General features: G+C 70.8%; 23 protein-coding genes. 18 read left to right on the forward strand and 5 right to left on the reverse strand.

The window, feature by feature from the left end:
- The first annotated feature begins 25 nt into the window (after positions 1 to 25).
- Positions 26 to 943, forward strand: a complete 918-nt coding sequence (locus JWP64_RS15300) for a LysR substrate-binding domain-containing protein (protein ID WP_297497062.1) — start codon at positions 26 to 28, stop codon at positions 941 to 943.
- 26 nt (positions 944 to 969) lie between these two features.
- Here the strand turns inward: JWP64_RS15300 and JWP64_RS15305 are convergent, their stop codons facing one another.
- On the reverse strand, positions 970 to 1,755 hold the full coding sequence (locus tag JWP64_RS15305) for an alpha/beta fold hydrolase (RefSeq protein ID WP_297496959.1): 786 nt from the start codon (positions 1,753 to 1,755) through the stop codon (positions 970 to 972).
- A 160-nt stretch (positions 1,756 to 1,915) separates the two neighbouring features.
- Between JWP64_RS15305 and JWP64_RS15310 the strand changes: the two genes are divergently transcribed.
- Together JWP64_RS15310 and JWP64_RS15315 are read left to right on the forward strand one after the other, a co-directional pair.
- Positions 1,916 to 2,437 (forward strand): phosphonopyruvate decarboxylase, encoded by a 522-nt coding sequence (locus JWP64_RS15310; protein ID WP_297496962.1) that lies wholly within the window; start codon positions 1,916 to 1,918, stop codon positions 2,435 to 2,437.
- Positions 2,437 to 3,033, forward strand: coding sequence for a thiamine pyrophosphate-dependent enzyme (locus JWP64_RS15315; protein WP_297496965.1), 597 nt, complete (start codon positions 2,437 to 2,439; stop codon positions 3,031 to 3,033). The genes JWP64_RS15310 and JWP64_RS15315 overlap by 1 nt, the downstream gene beginning before the upstream one ends.
- Positions 3,034 to 3,064: 31 nt before the next feature.
- Here JWP64_RS15315 and JWP64_RS15320 read toward each other — a convergent pair whose 3' ends face one another.
- Positions 3,065 to 3,961, reverse strand: a complete 897-nt coding sequence (locus tag JWP64_RS15320) for a LysR family transcriptional regulator (RefSeq protein WP_297496968.1) — start codon at positions 3,959 to 3,961, stop codon at positions 3,065 to 3,067.
- A 185-nt stretch (positions 3,962 to 4,146) separates the two neighbouring features.
- On the opposite strand from JWP64_RS15320, the gene JWP64_RS15325 reads away from it, so the two are divergent.
- The 9 genes from JWP64_RS15325 (at position 4,147) to JWP64_RS15365 (ending at position 13,412) form a co-directional block, all read left to right on the forward strand.
- Positions 4,147 to 5,025 (forward strand): MaoC family dehydratase N-terminal domain-containing protein, encoded by an 879-nt coding sequence (locus JWP64_RS15325; RefSeq protein ID WP_297496971.1) that lies wholly within the window; start codon positions 4,147 to 4,149, stop codon positions 5,023 to 5,025.
- Between the two features lie 30 nt (positions 5,026 to 5,055).
- Positions 5,056 to 6,240: a CaiB/BaiF CoA-transferase family protein gene (locus JWP64_RS15330; protein WP_297496974.1), complete on the forward strand. Its 1,185-nt coding sequence runs from the start codon at positions 5,056 to 5,058 to the stop codon at positions 6,238 to 6,240.
- Positions 6,241 to 6,277: 37 nt separating this feature from the next.
- Entirely contained in the window at positions 6,278 to 7,432 is a 1,155-nt protein-coding gene (locus JWP64_RS15335) for an acyl-CoA dehydrogenase family protein (protein ID WP_297496977.1), read from the forward strand.
- Positions 7,433 to 7,434: 2 nt separating this feature from the next.
- Complete coding sequence (locus JWP64_RS15340) at positions 7,435 to 8,295, forward strand: CoA ester lyase (RefSeq protein ID WP_297496980.1); 861 nt, start codon at positions 7,435 to 7,437, stop codon at positions 8,293 to 8,295.
- A 107-nt stretch (positions 8,296 to 8,402) separates the two neighbouring features.
- Positions 8,403 to 9,809 carry an MFS transporter gene (locus JWP64_RS15345; protein WP_297496983.1) on the forward strand — a complete coding sequence of 469 codons (1,407 nt, stop codon included), beginning with the start codon at positions 8,403 to 8,405 and terminating at the stop codon, positions 9,807 to 9,809.
- A gap of 38 nt (positions 9,810 to 9,847) precedes the next feature.
- The gene (locus tag JWP64_RS15350; protein ID WP_297496986.1) at positions 9,848 to 10,510 is read left to right on the forward strand and encodes a response regulator transcription factor; all 663 of its coding nucleotides are present in this window, start codon (positions 9,848 to 9,850) and stop codon (positions 10,508 to 10,510) included.
- Positions 10,511 to 10,512: 2 nt separating this feature from the next.
- On the forward strand, positions 10,513 to 11,973 hold the full coding sequence (locus JWP64_RS15355; RefSeq protein WP_297496988.1) for a HAMP domain-containing sensor histidine kinase: 1,461 nt from the start codon (positions 10,513 to 10,515) through the stop codon (positions 11,971 to 11,973).
- Entirely contained in the window at positions 11,970 to 12,929 is a 960-nt protein-coding gene (locus tag JWP64_RS15360) for a TAXI family TRAP transporter solute-binding subunit (protein WP_297496992.1), read from the forward strand. The genes JWP64_RS15355 and JWP64_RS15360 overlap by 4 nt, the downstream gene beginning before the upstream one ends.
- Before the next feature lie 171 nt (positions 12,930 to 13,100).
- On the forward strand, positions 13,101 to 13,412 hold the full coding sequence (locus JWP64_RS15365; protein WP_297496995.1) for a hypothetical protein: 312 nt from the start codon (positions 13,101 to 13,103) through the stop codon (positions 13,410 to 13,412).
- 14 nt (positions 13,413 to 13,426) lie between these two features.
- Here JWP64_RS15365 and JWP64_RS15370 read toward each other — a convergent pair whose 3' ends face one another.
- The 3 genes from JWP64_RS15370 to JWP64_RS15380 are packed head-to-tail and all read right to left on the reverse strand — an operon-like array spanning position 13,427 to position 14,739.
- Positions 13,427 to 13,705, reverse strand: a complete 279-nt coding sequence (locus JWP64_RS15370) for a hypothetical protein (RefSeq protein ID WP_297496998.1) — start codon at positions 13,703 to 13,705, stop codon at positions 13,427 to 13,429.
- Complete coding sequence (locus JWP64_RS15375) at positions 13,702 to 14,016, reverse strand: hypothetical protein (protein WP_297497001.1); 315 nt, start codon at positions 14,014 to 14,016, stop codon at positions 13,702 to 13,704. Before JWP64_RS15375 ends, JWP64_RS15370 begins: the two co-directional genes overlap by 4 nt.
- The gene (locus tag JWP64_RS15380; protein ID WP_297497004.1) at positions 14,017 to 14,739 is read right to left on the reverse strand and encodes a Phenylacetic acid catabolic protein; all 723 of its coding nucleotides are present in this window, start codon (positions 14,737 to 14,739) and stop codon (positions 14,017 to 14,019) included. It lies immediately after the preceding gene.
- Positions 14,740 to 14,936: 197 nt separating this feature from the next.
- On the opposite strand from JWP64_RS15380, the gene JWP64_RS15385 reads away from it, so the two are divergent.
- Genes JWP64_RS15385 through JWP64_RS15410 form a run of 6 tightly spaced genes read left to right on the forward strand, consistent with a single transcriptional unit; the run spans position 14,937 to position 18,763 of the window.
- Positions 14,937 to 15,326 carry a MaoC family dehydratase N-terminal domain-containing protein gene (locus JWP64_RS15385; protein WP_297497007.1) on the forward strand — a complete coding sequence of 130 codons (390 nt, stop codon included), beginning with the start codon at positions 14,937 to 14,939 and terminating at the stop codon, positions 15,324 to 15,326.
- A gap of 29 nt (positions 15,327 to 15,355) precedes the next feature.
- Positions 15,356 to 15,670, forward strand: coding sequence for a MaoC family dehydratase (locus JWP64_RS15390; RefSeq protein WP_346272696.1), 315 nt, complete (start codon positions 15,356 to 15,358; stop codon positions 15,668 to 15,670).
- Positions 15,670 to 16,461, forward strand: coding sequence for an enoyl-CoA hydratase/isomerase family protein (locus JWP64_RS15395; RefSeq protein WP_297497013.1), 792 nt, complete (start codon positions 15,670 to 15,672; stop codon positions 16,459 to 16,461). The genes JWP64_RS15390 and JWP64_RS15395 overlap by 1 nt, the downstream gene beginning before the upstream one ends.
- Before the next feature lie 8 nt (positions 16,462 to 16,469).
- Complete coding sequence (locus tag JWP64_RS15400) at positions 16,470 to 17,843, forward strand: AMP-binding protein (protein WP_297497016.1); 1,374 nt, start codon at positions 16,470 to 16,472, stop codon at positions 17,841 to 17,843.
- A gap of 47 nt (positions 17,844 to 17,890) precedes the next feature.
- Positions 17,891 to 18,076 carry a hypothetical protein gene (locus JWP64_RS15405; RefSeq protein WP_297497019.1) on the forward strand — a complete coding sequence of 62 codons (186 nt, stop codon included), beginning with the start codon at positions 17,891 to 17,893 and terminating at the stop codon, positions 18,074 to 18,076.
- 45 nt (positions 18,077 to 18,121) lie between these two features.
- Positions 18,122 to 18,763: a TetR/AcrR family transcriptional regulator gene (locus JWP64_RS15410; RefSeq protein WP_297497022.1), complete on the forward strand. Its 642-nt coding sequence runs from the start codon at positions 18,122 to 18,124 to the stop codon at positions 18,761 to 18,763.
- Positions 18,764 to 18,879 lie beyond the last annotated feature (116 nt).

Below are 18,879 nucleotides of genomic sequence, written 5' to 3' on the forward strand. Positions count from 1 at the left end.
AGGCCCAGCGATCGACGTCAAGCAACTGTCCGCACTCATCGCCGTCGCCGAGTCGGGAAGCGTCACCCGGGCCGCGGACATCCTGCACCTGGTGCAGCCGGCCGTTTCGCGGCAGATCCGGCTCCTCGAGGACGAGCTGGGCACGGCGCTGTTCGAGCGGACCCGCAGCGGCATGGTCCTGACCTCCGACGGGCGGGTGCTGCTCGAGCACGCGCGGCGTGCGCTCGGGGAGCTGGAGCGGGCGCGCGCGGAGATCCGGCCTCGCTCCGGCGAGCTGCAGGGTCTCGTGACGGTCGGTCTGCTGCCCAGTTTCGCCGACCCGCTCTCCGAGGCGCTGGTGGCCCGGGTGGCGCGCGATCACCCCACCGTGCAGCTCCGCCTGCTGGTCGGCTACGCCGGGCACGTCGCCGAGTGGCTCGACACCGCTGACGTCGACCTCGCCGTCCTCTACGACGTCCGACCGTCGGCATCCGTGGACGTCCGCCCGCTGCTCGACGAGGCGCTGTGGGTGGTGGGGCCGCCGGACGCCGGCCTCTCGCTCGAGCACCCGGTGGGCTTGGCGGAGGTCGTCGACCGGCTCCGCGTGCTTCCCAGCCGTCCGCACGCCATGCGGAACATGCTCGAGCGCACGGCGGCGCGGAAACGCTGCGAGTTGCGGGTCGCGGTCGAGACCAACTCGATGAGCGTTCAACGCCGGCTGGCCGCGGCCGGTGTCGGACTCACCGTCCTGCCCGGGACCGCGGTGACGAACGCGCTCGCCCGGGGCAGGGTCACCGCCGCTCCCCTGACCGACCCGGAGATGCGACGCAGGTTGGTGCTGGCGATGCCCGGCACACGCAAACTGAGTGTCGCCGCCCGCGGCGTCGCCGACCTCCTCGTCGACGAGATGGCCCGTTCCGTCGCCAGCGGTGCATGGCCCTCGGCCACCTGGCTGGGCGGCTGACCTGCGCGGACGGCGCGCTCTCGGGATCAGTTCCGGTGCTGCCCCAGGAAATCCAGGACCGCCCGGCCGGCCTGCTCCCGGAACTCCTCGAAGTAGGCATGCCGGGCGCCCTCCAGCAGGAGGCTCCGGCTGTCGGGAATGCGCTCCGCGAGCAGTGACGCGTTCGCGGTGGGACAGAACAGGTCGTCGGCGCCGTGCAGGATCAGCGTCGGGGCGGTGATTCGAGCGAGCGCGTCCCACGCGTCGTGTCCTGCGCTCGCTCTGCGGTGGCCACGGCGCGCGGCCGTGCTCATGTCGCGGTCGCCCAGGACCGCGTACGGGCCGGGGTGTGCACGTAGCCAGCCCGGGGTGAACATCAGCTCGGCGAGGGCGCGCTCGGCGTGCTGCGCCGGACCTGCGAGCGGTCGCAGCACGTCGGGGGCCGCGACGAGCGCTCTCGCCCCGCCCGGCGTGGTGCAGCCGAGGACGAGGGAGCGGACCCGGCCCGGGTGGTCCGCGGCGACCCACTGGGCCACCTTCCCGCCCATGGAGGTCCCGTAGACGGCCACCCGGTCCAGGCCGAGCTCGTCGAGCACCGCGATCGCGTCCCCGGCGAGGCGCCGGGTGGTGTACTCGGCGGTGGCCGGCGACTCGCTCTCGCCCGTTCCCAACGCATCGATGGCGATGGTGCGGTGCGCTGCGGTGAAGTCGCTTCGTACGGGGTCCCACCAGCGCCGCGAGTTGGCCTGCCCCGCCAGCAGTACCAGCGGGGGGCCGGCGCCCTCGACGTCGAAGTGGATTCGAGCGCCGTCGGCTGCCCTCGCGAAGCTCACGTCGGGCCAGTCTGCCGCCTCGGGCGATGCCCGTCGGTACCGGGTAGGGGCCGTCGGACGAGGGATGACGGCCCGGCATCCGTACATGCCGATTCTCTATTGGTCAGCGCCGGATATCACGCCTGATGATGCTCGGGGACTGGCGACGTGGAGGAGACACATGGCTGAGCAGGCGTGGCAGAAGGAGGCGTTCGACGTCCTCCTGGAGGGTGGGGTGCGGCAGATCGCCTACGTGCCCGACGCAGGACACGCGTACTCGATCCGGGAGGCCATCAGCAGCCCGGAGATCCAGGACGTGGTGCTGACCACTGAGGAGGAGGGCGTCGGCGTTGTGGCGGGGGCGTGGCTCGGTGGCCGGCGTGCCGTGCTGCTGATGCAGAGCAGCGGGGTCGGCAACTGCGTCAACATGTTCTCGCTGCTGGAGAACTGCCGCTTCCCGTTCCTGACGCTGATCACGATGCGCGGGGAGTACGCCGAGTTCAACCCCTGGCAGAGCCCGATGGGGCGCAGGACCCAAGGCGTCCTGGAGCTCATGGGAATCCGCGTGTACCGCGCCGACGCACCCGACGAGGTCGGCGAGGTCGTGAGCGCCGCCGTCGATTCGGCGTTCCTCGCGGGGGAGCAGGTCGCCGTCATCCTCGGGCAGCGCCTGATCGGCCGGAAGAAGTGGGAGGGGAACTGATGAGCAACGCAGTGACCGAACGCCGGATCGAGCGGCGCCGCTTCGTCGCCGATCTGCTGGCCGGTGTGCCGGACGCCCTCGTGGTGACCGGCCTCGGATCACCGTCCTACGACGTGTTCGCCGCCGGCGATCGGGACGAGAACTTCTACCTGTGGGGCGCCATGGGCGCCGCTGTGCCGGTCGGACTCGGCCTGGCGCTGGCCCAGCCGGACCGCTCGGTCGTCGTCGTGACCGGCGACGGCGAGCAGCTCATGGGCATCGGGTCCCTCGGAACGGTGGGGGCCTGCGAGCCCGCCAACCTGACCGTCGTCGTCCTCGACAACGGGCACTTCGGCGAGACGGGTATGCAGCGGAGCCACACGAGCCTCGGCACGGACCTCGCCGCGGTGGCCCGTGGTTTCGGCATCGCCGACTCGTTCCGCGTCGAGAACCACGACGGGGTGACGGGCGTGATCGAGCGGATCCGCGCCCGGTCTGGCCCGGCCTTCGCGCAGGTCCTCATCTCCGCCGAGGAGCCGCCGCGTGTGCTCCCCCCGCGCGACGGCGTGTTCGTGAAGAACCGCTTCCGCGCCGCACTGGGCCTCGCGCCCTTCTGAGCGGGATCTCGTACAGCGGCGGGACCGCGGCTCAGCTCGCCGGCGCGCGACGCCACCGGTCCGAGAAGACGAACCCCATGAACCTCTCGGTGAGGGGCGACCGGGCCACCTCCTCGTGCCAGACCAGCCCGAGCTCCCGGTGCGCTGCGGCGTCGGTCAACGGGATGTACACGGCGTTCGGCTCGGCCCGGTCGAGACGGGGGGTGGGGACCACCGCGACGCCGAGGCCCGCCGCCACCAGTCCTTCCATCGTCGCGATCTCCGCGCTCTCGAAGGCGATGTCCGGGGCGATGCCGGCATGGGCGAAGAGATCCTCGGTGAGCTGTCGCAGGCCGAACTCCCGTCCGAGGACGATGAACGGCTCGTTCGCCGCGGCAGCGAGATCGACCTGGTCGAGCGATGCGGCGGGGTGATCACGCGGTACCACCAGGCACAGCTGCTCACGGTGGAGCGGATGCCAGCCGAGGTCCTCGACGTCGGGTCTCGGCCCGGTGATCGCGATGTCGGCCTGGCCTTCGCGAACGTGGGCGAGGAGCTCGTAGGACGCCGCCTGGGTGAGGGAGAACTGCACTCCGGGTGCCTCGATGCGGAAGCCTCTGATCAGTTCTGGCGCCAGCCACGTCGCGACCGAGTGCAGGAACGCGAGCCTGACGGAGCCGTGCTCGGGGTCCCGGAGGGAGCGGATCCTCTCGCCGGCGGCATCCAGCTCCCCGAGACTGCGGCGAGTGTGCTCGAGGAGGACACGGCCGTAGACGTTCAACCGCAGCCTGCGGTTCACCCGGTCGAACAACGGGGCCCCGACCTGGCGCTCCAGGCGGGCCAGACCACGCGACAGCGTCGGCTGGCTGATGTTCAGCTGAGTGGCGGCCTGGGTCATGTGCTCCGTCTCGGCGAGGACCACGAACCACTCGAGCTCGTCCACCGTCATGCCGCCATGATGCACGAGCGTCATCAACTCGGTTCAACATTGTCATTTCACGTATCGATCGGGCCGCGGCAGGATGACGGCTGTCGCGAGCGCAGATTCTATATTCTCCAGGATTCTCGGCCCGCGATCCGGCGTCGGCGCCTCGTGGCCGCCTGCGCAGCACGTTCGTCGAACGAGGGGACCCGATGAGTGAGCCCGGCAAGCACAGCGTCCTGGCCGAGTCGTTGCGGAGCTGGCGACCCGGCACCGTCGAGACCTCGCGTCGGGTCGACCCGTGGTCGGCCGCGGCGTTCGCCGCGCTCATCGACGCCGACACGCCGGCCCTGAAGGAGGGCGACCCCCTCCCGCCCCTGTGGCACTGGTTCACCCTCCTCGACCATCCCGCGCAGGCGGAGATCGGCGAGGACGGCCACCCGGCGGCCGGCCCCTTCCTTCCCCCGATCCCGGGGCGGCGCCGCATGTTCGCCGGGGGCAGGTTCAGCCAGGACGCCCCGATCCCGCTCGGGGCCGAGCTGCACTGCCGCTCGAGCGTCGCGAACGTGACGGTGAAGTCGGGCCGCAGTGGCGAGATGGCCTTCGTGACGGTCCGGCACGAGCTTTCCGTCGCCGGTGACCTGGTCGCGACCGAGGAACAGGACATCGTCTACCGGTCGGAACCCGAGGGCACGCCGCGCCGCACGATGACCCGTCCCGAGGGCGGTGAGCCTGCGCCGGCCGGGGAGTGGAACTCGGCCCTGCCGACCGATCCCGTCCTGCTGGCCCGCTTCAGCGCTCTCACCTACAACGGTCACCGCATCCACTACGACACGCCGTACGTGACCGAGGTGGAGGGCTACCCGGATCTCGTCGTGCACGGCCCGCTCCTCGCCCTCCTGGCCCTCGAGCTCCCGCGTGTCAACGCGCCCGGGAGGACGGTCCGGTCGTTCGAGTACCGGCTCGTCCGCCCGGCCTTCGTCCCCGCCCGGATCCTGAGTGCCGCGCGCTGCGACGGAGACCGAACGCAGGTCACGGTGGCGGCCGAGGGCGCCACGCCGTCCCTGACGGCCACCGTCCACCTCGCCTGACCCGATCATCTCGCCGAAGGAAGGCCGTCGATGACGTCCACTCCGCCCCTGCAGGGCATCACCGTCGTCAGCCTGGAGCAGGCCGTCGCCGCCCCGTTCGCCACGCGTCAGCTCGCGGACCTGGGAGCGCGCGTCATCAAGATCGAGCGTCCGGGTGGCGGGGACTTCGCCCGCGGCTACGACGAGGCCGTGTACGGGAACTCCAGCTACTTCGTGTGGCTGAACAGGTCGAAGGAGTCGCTGACCCTCGACCTGAAGTCCGAGGAGGGCCGGGAGATCCTCGGCGAGCTGCTGGGGCAGGCCGACGTCCTCGTGCAGAACCTCGGCCCCGGGGCCGCCGGGAGGCTGGGGCTCGACCCGGCAACCCTGGCCCGCACCCATCCGCGGGTCATCCCGTGTTCGGTCTCGGGCTGGGGCACCGACGGGCCGTGGGCGGACCGGAAGGCCTACGACCTGCTGGTCCAGTGCGAGACCGGGCTCCTCTCGATCACCGGCACGTGGGACGAGATGGCGAAGGTCGGGATCTCGGTCGCCGACATCGCGGCCGGCATGTACGCGTACTCCGGCATCCTCACCGCGCTCCTGCGCCGGGCGACCACCGGTGAGGTCTCGGCGGTCGAGGTCTCGCTGTTCGAAGCGCTCGCCGAGTGGATGGGCGCGCCCGCCTACTACACCCGCCACGGCGGCCGGCAGCCCGCGCGGGTCGGCGCGCAGCACGCCACGATCGCCCCGTACGGGCCCTACGAGACCGCCGACGGCACGATCCTGCTCGCGGTGCAGAACGACCGTGAGTGGCGTTCCCTCTGCGATGTGGTGCTCGACGAGCCGGAGACGGCCACCGATGCCCGGTTCGCGACGAACTCGGCCCGGGTGGCTCATCGGGAGGAGCTGAACGAGCTCGTCCGCGCCAAGCTCCTCCCGCTCGAGACGAAGCGTGCGGCCGAGCTGCTCGACGCGGCCGGGGTCGCGAATGCGAGCATCAACCAGGTCGAGGACTTCCTGAACCACCCGGTGCTCGAAGGCCGCGACCGCTGGCGGCCGGTGCAGGTCCCGGGCGGTCAGATCGAGGCGCTGCGGCCTCCGGCCGACCTCGCCGGCGTCGAACCGGTGATGGGCCCCGTCCCCGCCCTCGGCGAGCACACGGCCTCGATCCTGCGCGAGCTCGGACGCTCGGAGGACGTCATCTCCGATCTCCGCGACCGCGACCTCGTCTGAGCACCACCACCACGTCGACCACCCGAGAGGAACACCCATGAGCGTCCTGAGCACCGAGGAGCAGGCGGTCGTCGAGACCGTGCGCGAGTTCGTCGAGCGCGAGGTCCGTCCCGTCGTGCGCGAGATGGAGCACGCCAACGAGTACCCCGAGAAGCTCATCGAGCAGATGAAGGAGCTCGGGATCTTCGGCCTGGCGATCCCCGAGCCCTGGGGCGAGGCCCCGGTCTCGATGCCCTGCTACGCGCTGGTCACCGCCGAGCTCGCCCGCGGCTGGATGAGCTTGGCCGGCGCGATGGGCGGGCACACCGTGGTCTCCAAGCTGATCCTGGCCTTCGGGACCCAGGAGCAGAAGGACCACTACCTGCCCCGCATGGCCACCGGCGAGATCCGGGCGACGATGGCGCTCACCGAGCCCGGCGGCGGCTCGGACCTGCAGGCCATGACCACGAACGCCCGCCTCGACGGCGACTCCTACGTCGTGAACGGCGCCAAGACGTGGATCACCAACTCGCGGCGCTCGCAGCTGATCGCGCTGCTGTGCAAGACGGACCCGAAGGCCGAGCCCAAGCACAAGGGCGTCTCGATCCTGCTCGTCGAGCACGGACCCGGCCTCACCGTGTCCAAGGACCTGCCCAAGCTCGGCTACAAGGGCGTCGAGTCCTGCGAGCTGATCTTCGACGACTACCGCACCCCGGCCGCGTCCGTCCTGGGCGGGGTGGAGGGCAAGGGCTTCGCGCAGATGATGAAGGGCCTGGAGACCGGCCGCATCCAGGTCGCCTCCCGCGCATTGGGCGTCGGCCGGGCTGCGTTCGACGACGCGCTGCGCTACGCGCAGGACCGCGAGTCGTTCGGCCAGCCGATCTGGAAGCACCAGTCGATCGGCAACTACCTGGCCAACATGGCCACCAAGCTGACGGCCACCAAGCAGCTGATCCTGCACGCGGCGGAGAAGTTCGACGCGGGCGAGCGCTGCGACATGGAGGCCGGTATGGCCAAGCTGTTCGCCTCCGAGGCCGCGATGGAGATCGCGCTGGACGCGGTGCGGATCCACGGCGGGTACGGCTACTCCACCGAGTTCGACGTCGAGCGCTACTTCCGCGACGCCCCGCTGATGATCGTCGGCGAGGGCACCAACGAGATCCAGCGCAACGTGATCGCGACCCAGCTCGTCAAGCGCGGCGGGCTCGACTGATCATGAGTGTGTCGTCCGGAGAACAGCCCGTCCCGGCGGTGCGCGGACCCGCGCTCCTGTTCTGCCCCGGCAACCGGCCGGAGCGGTTCGGAAAGGCCGCCGCCGCAGCGGACACCGTCATCCTCGACCTCGAGGACGCCGTCGGTCCCGAGGAGAAGGACCTGGCGCGGAAGGAGGTCGTGCAGGCGCTCCGGCGGATGGACCTGGCGGGTGTGATCGTCCGGATCAATGCAACCGGAAGCCGCTGGCACTCCGATGACGTCCGCGCCCTGAACGACCGGCCCGAGGTCGTCGTCATGCTGCCGATGGCCGAGAGCGCGGAGGCGGTCGAGGCGCTGCGTCCCCACCCGGTCGTCGCCCTGTGCGAGACCGCCAAGGGTGTGCTGGCCGCGCCGCGGATCGCGGCGGCGGCGAACTGCGTCGGGATCATGTGGGGGAGCGAGGACCTGGTCGCCGACCTCGGCGGCCGTCGGGGCCGCGCGCCGGACGGCGCTTACTGGCCGGCGGTGGGCGAGGCCCGCACCCGTGTGCTCTACGCGGCCCGCGCCGCCGGGGTGACCCCGATCGACACCGTCCTGGTGGACATCGCCGATCTGGAGACGCTCGCGGCCGACAGCATCGCCGCGGTCTCGTCCGGATACGCCGCGAAGGCGTGCATCCACCCGAAGCAGGTCGACGTCGTCCGGACCGCGTTCCTGCCCACCCCGGCCGAGGTCCGCTGGGCCGAAGGGGTCACCGCCGCCGCGCGGTCCGAGAGCGGGGTCTTCACCTTCGAGGGCCGGATGGTCGACGCTCCCGTCCTCGCCCACGCCGCCCAGGTGCTCCGCCAGGTCGGCGCAGCCGCTGATGAGGAACCGTCCTAAGGAAACGTAAAGGTCCGCCGGTGAGGCTGTACCGGGGCCGGGTGCGCCGCGAGCATCGGTGACCGAGGACAACGTCATCCTCGATCCGTCCAAGCAAGGGAGCTTGAATGTCGCAGCCGAGCCGGCCCCCCGCCCCGGCCACCGAGAGGCGGTCCTCGGTCGCCGCCAACGTCGCGCGAGGCTCCTTGGGGAACCTGGTCGAGTGGTACGACTGGTTCGTCTACGCCTCGTTCAGCATCTACTTCGCCACGGTCTTCTTCCCGGAGGGCGACCTCACCGCTCAGCTGCTGTCCACGGCGGTCGTCTTCGCCGTCGGCTTCCTCGTCCGGCCTCTCGGTGGCTGGCTGCTCGGGCTGTACGCCGACAGGTTCGGCCGTCGTGCCGCTCTGAGCCTCTCGGTGATCCTGATGGGCGTCGGCTCGTTCATCATCGGCGCGACCCCCTCCTACTTGATGATCGGGCTCGCGGCTCCGGTCATCCTGGTCGTCGCCCGGCTGCTGCAGGGCCTGTCCGTCGGCGGTGAGTTCGGGTCCAGCGCCACCTACCTGTCCGAGGTCGCGGCGCCCGGCCGCCGTGGGTTCTACTCCAGCTTCCAGTACGTCTCGATCGTGTTGGGGCAGCTCTCCGCGCTGCTGGTGATGATCGGGCTGCAGAGCTTCCTCACCGAGGAGCAGATGTACGCATGGGGCTGGCGGGTGCCGTTCTTCATCGGTGCCCTGACCTCCCTGGTCGTGCTCTACCTGCGCCGGCACATGGACGAGTCCGAGCACTTCCAGGCCGAGAAGCGCGCCGAGGCGGCCGCCGCCGCGTCGGGCACGAAGGTGCGCAAGGGGCTCCGGGCGCTGGTCACCGAGTACCCGCTCCAGCTGGCGGCCGTGTTCGGCCTCGCGATCGGCGGCACCGTCGCCTTCTACACGTTCACGACGTACGTGCAGAAGTACCTGGTCAACTCGGCCGGGATGGAGAAGTCGACGGCGTCCGTCGTTGTCTTCTGCGCGCTGTTCTTCTTCATGCTCCTGCAGCCGCTCACCGGGCACATCTCCGACACGATCGGCCGCCGCAAGGTCATGCTGTTCTTCGGGATCAGCGGCGTGCTGCTCACCGTTCCGCTCATGACGCTGCTCGGCGGGGCCTCCAACCCGGTCGTCGCGTTCCTGCTCCTGGCCGTGGCGATGATCTTCGTGAGCGGCTACACGGCCCTCTCGGCGATCGTGAAGGCCGAGATGTTCCCGACGAAGGTGCGCGCGCTCGGCGTGGGCCTTCCGCACGCTCTGGTCGCCGCGGTGTTCGGCGGGACGTCCGAGCCGGTCGCGCTCGCGCTCAAGCAGGCCGGCAACGAGTCGCTGTTCTTCTGGTACGTGACCGGACTGTGCCTGCTGACGACGATCGCCGCCTTCTTCGTCAAGGAGCCGTCGGCGCGGTCGACCCTCGAGGAGCCCCTCACGCCGCGGGCGTCCGAGGCCACCCCGAGGCCCAAGGTCGCAGCCGGCGAAGGGGCTGCCCAGGAGCACTAGGCTCGGAGGCCGGACGCACGTCGGGAGATCAGCGGGGCATGAAGGTAGCGGTCGTCGAGGACGACGACGGGGTGGCGAGCGCGATCGTCGACAGCCTCGGCATGCACCAGATCGAGACGGCCCGGATGAGCCGGGGGATCGATCTCCTGGGACGCCACCGCGAGTTCGACGTCGTGCTCCTCGACCTCGGACTCCCGGACCTCGACGGGCTCGAGGTCCTGCGCTCACTGCGGAAGGTCAGCACGGTGCCCGTCATCGTGCTGACCGCCCGCGACGACGAACGGACCGTGGTGCGCGGTCTGCGCAGCGGCGCCGACGACTACCTGGTGAAGCCGGCCCGGATCGCCGAGTTGCTCGCCCGGATCGAGTCCGTCCACCGGCGGGCCTCCCGGGTCGCCGGGACCGAGGGCCCGGCGGTCCGGCGATTCGGGGACGTCGAGGTGTCCCTCGAGCTGCGGACGGTGCACGTCGCGGGTGAGCCCGTCAGCCTGACCCCGATCGAGTTCTCCCTGCTGGCGCATCTCGTCGAGACCCCGGGTGCCGCCGTCAGCCGGACACAGCTGATGGACCGGGTCTGGGGCAACGCGTTCGTCGGCACCTCCCGCACGCTCGACGTCCACATGACCGGGCTCCGGTCGAAGCTGCGCCGCCGCGAGTTCATCGAGACGATCCGCGGCTTCGGCTTCCGCTGGACCGGGTAGTCGTGCGGGCACGCCTGCTGTTCGTCCTGACGCTCGTCGGGCTCCTCGTCGTCACCGCCTTCTCGGTTCCGCTCGGCCTCTCGATGGCCGAATCGCGGACCCGCGCGTTCGTCCTGTCGCGCAACGCCGACCTCGAGCGGTTCGCCGCGCTGGCGGATGCGTACGTCCGCGGGGACGCCGCGGGAACGGTCCTCGGCGAGCTGCAGACCTACCGCGATCTCTACGGAGAGGAGGTGGGCGTCGTGTCCACGCGCGGGGCCGCGCCCTACCCGGCGGACTTCGACCAGACCTCTCCGGAGCCCGCGGACGCCGTGTCGCGAGCGCTCCGGAACCAGGCCGACCCGCTCGCCGGCGTCCTTACCCCGTGGAGCCCCAACGACGTCGTCTTCGCGAAGGCGACCGGCACGGGCGCCCAGATCACCGGAGCCGTGGTCCTGGTCGCCTCGTCGGAGGCCGCTCGGAGCGACATCCGCCGATACTGGTTGCTGATCGCCGGAGGAGGGTTCGTCGTGCTCGGCGTGCTGATCGCCTGCGCGGTGGGGGTCAGCCGGTGGATCCTGCGTCCGGTCGGTGTGCTGAGCGACGAGATGCGGGTCCTGGCGTCCGGTCTGCCCCGTGCGGGCGGCGTCCGGGCGGAGATCCTCCCGGAGGGGCGTGCCGTCGACCGATCGACCGGTCCGCCCGAGCTCAGGGAGATGACCCGCACCTTCGCGCTGATGGCGCAGCTCGTCCGCCGGTCCACCGAGGCCCAGCGCCGGCTGGTCGCCGACACCGCGCACCAGCTGCGCAACCCGCTGGCCGCGCTGCAACTACGACTCGACAGCCTGAACGGCAGGGTGGACGCGAGCGCGGAGACCGGTTACGGACGCGCCGTGTCGGAGGCCGAACGGCTGGCGGACATCCTCGACGGCCTCCTCGTCCTGTCGAAGGCCGAGGTGGCCGGGCTGCCCGAGGTCGGGGGAGACACCGCGGGGACGATGCCGGAGACGTGTGAGCCCTGGCTGGTGGCGTCGGACCGCGTGGACGCCTGGCAGGACTCGGCGGCCCGAGCCGGCGTCACCCTCCGGGCCGCGGAGGAACGGGAAGCGGGTCTCGTGGCCGCGATCGGCCACGACGATCTCGCCCAGGTGCTCGATGTCCTGCTCGACAACGCCTGCCGGTACGCGGGGCCGGATGCACGGGTCACGGTCGACGTCGGTCGAACCGCCTCGGGGACCGTGGAGGTGACGGTGGCGGACACCGGTCGCGGGGTCCCGGACGACGAACTGGGGCGCATCACCGAGCGGTTCTACCGCGGCACCTCGGCGTCGCTGCCGGGAACCGGTCTGGGACTGTCCATCGTGGACGCGCTCGTGGTGGGCAACGGGGGCGGCGTGGAGATCCGTTCCGCGACGGAGGGAGGCCTCATGGTGACGGTGCGGCTGGTCGCGGCCGGCGAGTGCGCCGAGGGGAGCGCGACGTGAGCGCACCTCGCGACGCGACGCGCCTGCTCGGCCGCCGGACCGCGCTGGGTCTTCTCGGCGCCGGGGCCCTGGCGATGACCGCCGCATGTTCCGACCCGGCTCGGCAGGCGGTGCGTCTGGGCACCGCCGAGCGGGGCGGGTTCTTCCACGAGTTCGGCGAGCTCCTCGCGGGCGTGGTCCGCGAGGACGACCGGCTCCCGTTCGTCCTGGAGACGGAAGCGACGCGAGGTGCCCTCGAGAACCTGGCAGGGCTCTCGGCGGGGCGGCTGGACCTCGCGCTCTCGCTCGCCGACGCCGCCACGGCGGCGGAGAAGGGGCCGCTCGCCGTCGGCAAGGTCTACGAGAACTACGTCCAGATCGCGGTGCCGCAGAGCTCGTCCATCCGACGGGTGGGGGAGTTGAGCGGCAAGCGCATCAGCTTCGGATCGGCAGGATCGGGCACGCGATTCGCCGCCAGCAGGATGCTGCAGGTCGCCGGCGTGGCTCCCCAGAGCGTCGTCGACACGCCCCTGCCCGTCCTCGGGCTGCTCGACGCCATGACCGACGACCGCATCGAAGCCGCGATCTTCGTCGGCGGGGTGCCGCATCCACCCGTCGACCCTGCGGGTGGGCACGGGCCTGCGGGTGGGATCCGGCTCCTCGACCTGGCCGAGACCGCCGACGGGCTGCGGGATCGGTTCGGCCCCGTGTACCAGCCCGTCGTGCTGCCGCCCGGGATCTACGGGTCGACCTCACCGGTGACGACGATCGGAATCTCCAGTCTGCTGCTCGTCCGTCCGGATCTCGCCGATGTCGTCGTCGCCGACGTCGTCGACATGCTGCTCACCCGCTCGGACGCCCTCGTTCCGGCAGGCGCCCTCGGAGCTCAGTATCTCGACACGCGGTCCCTCGTCTACACCTTCGGCATCCCGCTGCATCCGGGGGCGGCCAGCGCCTATCGAGCGGGTCACGGCTAGCGCAACGGTGCCCTGCGGCAGCCCGCGCCTCGGGGTCGCCGCGGCCGGTTGGACGCCTGGGCCACCTCGGCCCGGCAGCCGAGGCGAGGGCAGCACAGGACCGATGGCGGCGGGCACGTCCTCGGGTCACGGTCGTCGGTCTCCGCATCGACCCGCTCTATTGTCGGGCGGGTGAACCGTCGCGCTGCCGCCGTCCTGACCGCACTCGTCCTCTCGTTCGGCGCCGCCGGATGCGGCGGCGGGTCGCAGACCTCCTGTGCTCTCGACGGGTGCACGATCACGTTCCCGCGCAGCGGCGACTCCAGGGTGTCCGTGCTGGGGGTCGAGGCCCGGCTCGTCGGCGTGGTGAACGGTGCCGCGGAGCTCGAGGTCGCGGGTCAGCAGATCACCGTGCCGGTGGGTGGGCAGGCGGACGCGGGCGGCTTCACCGTCGCGGTGGACCGGGTGACCGACACCGAGGTCGTCGTGCGCGTCGCGCCCTGACCTCTCCGGGGAGCTCAGTGCACGACCGCATCTCCGGTCGTCTCGCGCACAGCGTCGAGCACGTGCACGACCAGCCGGTAGGCCGCCGCTGCGTCGGCCAGCGGCTCCGCCGGCAGAGCGACGAGTTCCCGATAGGCGCCCGCCGCGTGGGGGTCGTCGTGCAGGACAGCGACGAGTTCGGCCTCGGTGTGCACCAGGTCCACGGTCGGGAAATCGCCGGTCAGCTCCCCGTCGGTCCAAGTGACGTGCACCAGGCTCCCGTTGCGGGTGCCGCGGACGGTGAACGACGTCATCGCTGGACCCCGACGGCCTGCCACACCTGCAGCAGCGCCTCCTCGTCGGTCAGATCCATGAGCCAGCCGTAAGGCTTGGCGAAGGTGAAGATCTGCGGCTCCGGGTAGGTGTCGTCGCTGGTGTCGTACATCGTGATCGACACCGAGCGTTCGCCGACGGCCACGAAGAAGAACTCCCGGTAGCCCGAGAGGCCGACGTCGAACAGCGTCACGCGTGGATCGGGTCGGGTGGTGGTGACCTGCCACCCACCCCGACCGACGAGGGGATCGACCAGATCGCCGTCGGGGGTGTCGATGTCAGGCGTGATCATCTAGAGGAACCGCCGGTTCGCCGCGTCCTCCGGTACCTCGATGTGGAGCGCCTCCAGCATCGGACGCGTGTCGCCGATGTACTGCTGGCGCAGGTCCTCGTTGTTCTTGGTGCGCAGGCCCCAGCGCACGTAGGCGTCGGAGAAGTTCGAGTCGGACCGGCCGAACATGTCCAGCGCGGCCGGCCACCAGATCTTGATCTTCTCGTTGGCCTCGTCCAGGCCCTCGGGCGTGGAGCAGACCCGCTTGAGGTTGCTCATGCCCAGCGTCGCGTGGAAGACCTCGTCCTTGTGCAGTCGTTCGGCCACGGAGAGCAGCGGCTCGTAGGGCACGCCTTCCCAGGTCTCCCCGATGTAGCAGCCCACGCGGTCGCCCAGGGCGTTGAAGTAGGCGAGGTCGCAGAACGTGTCGATGGGTAGGTGGAACAGGTACTGCTTGATCGGGGCATCGATCGGGCCGACGCCGAGGCCCTCGAGGATTCGCGCGGTGATCACGCCGTGCTCGACCTCCTGCGCCATCAGTTTCGCGAACGTGGTCTTGAGCCGTTCGCTGGGCGCCAGGGTCATGCACTTGTTCCAGAGGGAGCTGAGCAGCTCGGTGTAATGCGGGTTCGTCGAGTTCTCGAGGTGGTGGCTGAGCATCCGGACGAGCAGGTCGCGGAACTCCTCGGGCAGATCCGGGTCGCCCTCCCGATACACGCGCCTGCCGACGTCGGTGACGGTCATCGATCGCTCCTCCCGCAACGGCGGGTGCTCGCCCGCTCGGCGCTGACGGTAGGTCGGGTGGCGTATTCAGTCAACCGACGGGTCGGGAGAATTATCCTCGAACGGCTCTTGACGATAGAAGCCTCAGCCGGTGATTCTTCCGACTGAACGGACGAACGAACTTCCCCGAGGTCCCGACGGCGTGACGGAGGAACGGTATGCGTGAGGACGCCAAGGGCAGCACGTTGGCGGAGGACGATCTCGTCGTCTCCGCCGAGACGTTGTCCGCGCTGCGAACGGCGCTCGGAACCGCGAGCGGCGGAGACACGGCCACCCTCGTCCCGTACTTCGCGGCGACCATCGGCGGCGAGTCGACGGCGGTCGACGGGCTGGGCCTCGACCTGTCGCGCGCGCTCCTGGCCGGCATCGGCTACGAGTGGGAGCGGCCCTTCGTGCCCGGCGAGACAGTCCACGTCCGCGTCACGGTAGAGGACGTGTTCGCCAAGGGCGCCAACCAGTTCGGCGTGGTCGTGGCCGAGTTCACCGGAGCCGACGGGGCGCTCGTGCAGCGCCAGTCCATCACCTTCATCGAGCGGGGAGCGGCATGACGGGCTTGCGGGAATCGACGCGGGGCCCGGTGACCCGAAAGCAGATCACCCGCTACGCGGACGCGGTCGACGACCACAACCCCGTGCACGTGAACGAGGATTTCGCGAAGGCGGCAGGCCTGCCGTCGGTGATCGCGCACGGCCCGCTCACCGTGGCGCTCGCACTCGACGCCGTGGTCGAGCAGATCGGGGCCGCCCGGATGCGCTCCGCGCACGCCCGGCTGTCGGCCCCGGTGTTCCCCGGCGACGAGCTGAACGTCGTGTCCACCGACACGGGCGTCGAGGTCCGCAAGGCCGACGGCACCCCCGTCGCGACGATCACGCTCATCGGGGACGGGGTCTGATGGGCTACGAGCACCTCGACGTCACCGAGCGCGCAGGCGGCGTCCGGATCCTCACCTTGAACCGCCCGGAGCGGCTCAACGCGTGGAACGCGCGAATGCGCCAGGAGATGCGCGAAGCCGTCGAGGAGGCTGCCTTCGATCCCGAACTGCGCGTGCTGGTGATCACGGGCGCGGGCACGGCGTTCTCGGCGGGTGAGGACGTCGGCGGGATGGGCGATCTGACCGCGCTGGGCACGCGTGGCTTCCGGGCGCACGTCCGAGGCATCCACGCCGTCTTCGACATGGTCGAGGCGATGGAAGTGCCGGTGATCGCGGCGGTCGAGGGAGTTGCCGCGGGCGGTGGGTTCGAGCTGGCGCTGTCGTGTGACTTTCGCGTGGTGGGAGAGGGAGCCCGGTTCGTCATGCCGGAGGCGAAGGTCGGGCTGATCCCGGGTTCGGGCGGATGCTCCCGGTTGGTGCGCCACGTCGGGCTCGGCCGCGCGAAGGAACTCGTGATGCTCGGCAGGACGCTGCGGGCCCCGCGGGCCGTGGAGCTCGGGCTCGCCACCGAGGTCACTCCCGACGGCGGCGCGCTGGAGGCGGCCGTCGCCATGGCGGGACGGCTCGCCGCAATGGCGCCGCTGGCGCTGGGCATGGCCAAGCTCGTGCTCAACACCTGCACCGACGTCGACGCCGAGACCGGGCGCCGGCTGGAGCGGCTCGGCCAGAGCGTGCTCAAGACCACCGAGGACCACCGCGAGGGCGCGGGTGCGTTCCTCGAGAAACGCCCCCCGAACTGGCAGAGCCGGTAGGAGGACCCGTGACGACGATCGACGCGCACCGTCTGTGGAACGCCCCGACCCAGACCGCTCCGCGCGAGCGGCTCGACGCGCTGCACCTGGAGAAGATCCGCCACCTGGTGGGCTGGGCCTACGAGCACTCCCCGTTGCACCGGCGCATCTACGACGCCGCCGGGGTGAAACCCGCCGACATCCGCACCTGGGACGACTACCACCACCGGCTGCCCTTCACCGACAAACCCGACTACGTCGCCGACCAAGAAGCCAGCGCCGACGGCTTCGGCGGCATCGCACTCGGCCCGGAGCAGTGGCAGCAGTACTTCCACACCACCGGCACCACCGGGCGTTTCCTCAACGAGGCCTTCACCCACTACGAGCTGCACAAGGCCGGCTCGCAGTACTGCTACGGGCTGTGGGACCACGGGATCCGGCCCTCGGACTCGATGTACTTCTGCTTCGACTTCGGCATGTGGATCGGGCTCTGGAGCTTCTACTGGGGGGCCCGCAACCTCGGCCTCACCATCGTCTCGGGTGGTGGGGCGTCCGGCGTGCAACGGGTCCGCCAGATCATGGAACGCCGTCCGACCGTCGTGTGTGGCACCCCCACCTACCTGCTCCACCTCGCCGAGATCGCGAAGCGGGAAGGCCTCGACATCCGCGACGCCGGGGTGCGGATGCTCGCCGGCGGTGGCGAGGCCGGCTTCTCCATCCCCGCCACCCGCCAGCAGCTGCGCGAGGCGTGGGGCGCCGAGCAGATCTACGACGCCTACGGGGTGGGGGAGGCGCTGTTCATCGGCCAGTCCTGCAACGAATGGGCTGGTGGGGTGCACGTCGTCGAGGACGTCTGCCATTCCTACTCCGTCGACCCGGCCTCGGGCGAGCCGGTCACGTCGTCGGACGAAGTGGGGGAACACGTGCTCACCACCTACTGCCACTTCGCGCAGCCGTTCATCAAGTACCGCACCCACGACCTCGTCCGCATCGACGATGCGCCCGACCACGGCTGCGGATGGACCTGGAAGCACATGCCGGGTGTGGTGCTCGGACGCGCCGACTTCATGGTGACGATCCGCGGGGTGAACGTGTACCCGACGGCGGTCGAGAACCTCGTCGGCGAGGTCCCGGGCCTGTCCAACCACTACGAGCTGCACATCAGTCGGGTCGACGGGATGGATCGGATGCTCGTCAAGGTCGAAGCGGGCGCTCCCGGCGCCGACGTGGCCGACCTCGGGACGGCACTGGGCCGGCACCTACGTGACCACCTCGGGGTCCGGCTGGAGACCGAGGTGCTCGATACCGGCGCACTGCCTCGCTACGAGCTGAAGACGAAGCGGATCTTCGACAGCCGCTCCGCCGCGGAACGGCCCGTCGCGACGCTGGGAGGGCACCCGTGACGGCGACCCAGATTCCGACCCGGCGCTCAGTCAGCTCTCTCGGCGACGTGGTCGACACGCAGCGCGAGCGGCTGATCGCGCTGCGCGGGCAGATGCTGGCCGAGCAGGCCGACGCCGCCAGTCCGGCGGTGGCGCGGGCGCTCGAGATGGCCGACGCCTACGTCTTCCTCGCGCTCGGCTACCTCGGGCACGTCGACGAGCTGTTTCCCGGGGAGCTCTCCGACCCCCGGTGAGCTGCGGGTATTACAGTAGGCCGTCGGCGTGGCAGGAAGAGGACCATGAGCGGCTCGTCGGAGGCCCGGGACGACGGGCCGGAGGTTCCCCGCAGGCGCCCGGGTCGACCGCGTCTGACCGAGCCGTCGCCGGAGTACCGCCACCGCCTCGAGGAGATCATCGATACGGGCGCCAAGGTCTTCCACGACCGCGGCTACAACGCCGGCTCGCTCGACGACGTGGCCGCTGCGCTGGGCCTGCGCAAGGCGAGTCTCTACCACTACCTGCGCAGCAAGGCTCAGCTCTTGTACTTCATCTTCGACCGCGCGATCAGCCTGTCGCTGCAACGCCTGGACGAGATGTCCGACATCGCCGACCCCCGCGAACGACTCGCCGCGCTCATCGCCCACCAGGTGCGGATGGTGGCCGACGAGCCGAGCCTGTTCGCCGTGTTCTTCGACCAGCGTCCGCGCCTCGACGACGCCTTCGAGGCCGAGATCCGGCAGAAGGAACGCGCCTACGTCGGGCGCATCGCCGCCAACGTCCAGAGCGCGGCGGACGCCGGTGAGCTCCCGCACGTCGACGCGCGGCACGCCGCGCACGCCCTGCTCGGGATGACCAGCTGGGTCTACAAGTGGTTCGACCCCACCCGGGACGATCCCGATGAGGTGGCCGCGACGATGATCAGTCTCGTTCTCGGGCCGTGACGGCCACACCATCGGGTACTCACCGGCGCCGAGGCCGGGCCGGCGGTTGAAGGCCTCGAGTTGAAGGGTTGCCGAAACCTCAGTGTGTCCAGTGCGGACGGAGCGGGTCCGACAGG

The sequence above is a fragment of the Pseudonocardia sp. genome, from assembly GCF_025465255.1.
Taxonomy (GTDB): Bacteria; Actinomycetota; Actinomycetes; order Mycobacteriales; family Pseudonocardiaceae; genus Pseudonocardia.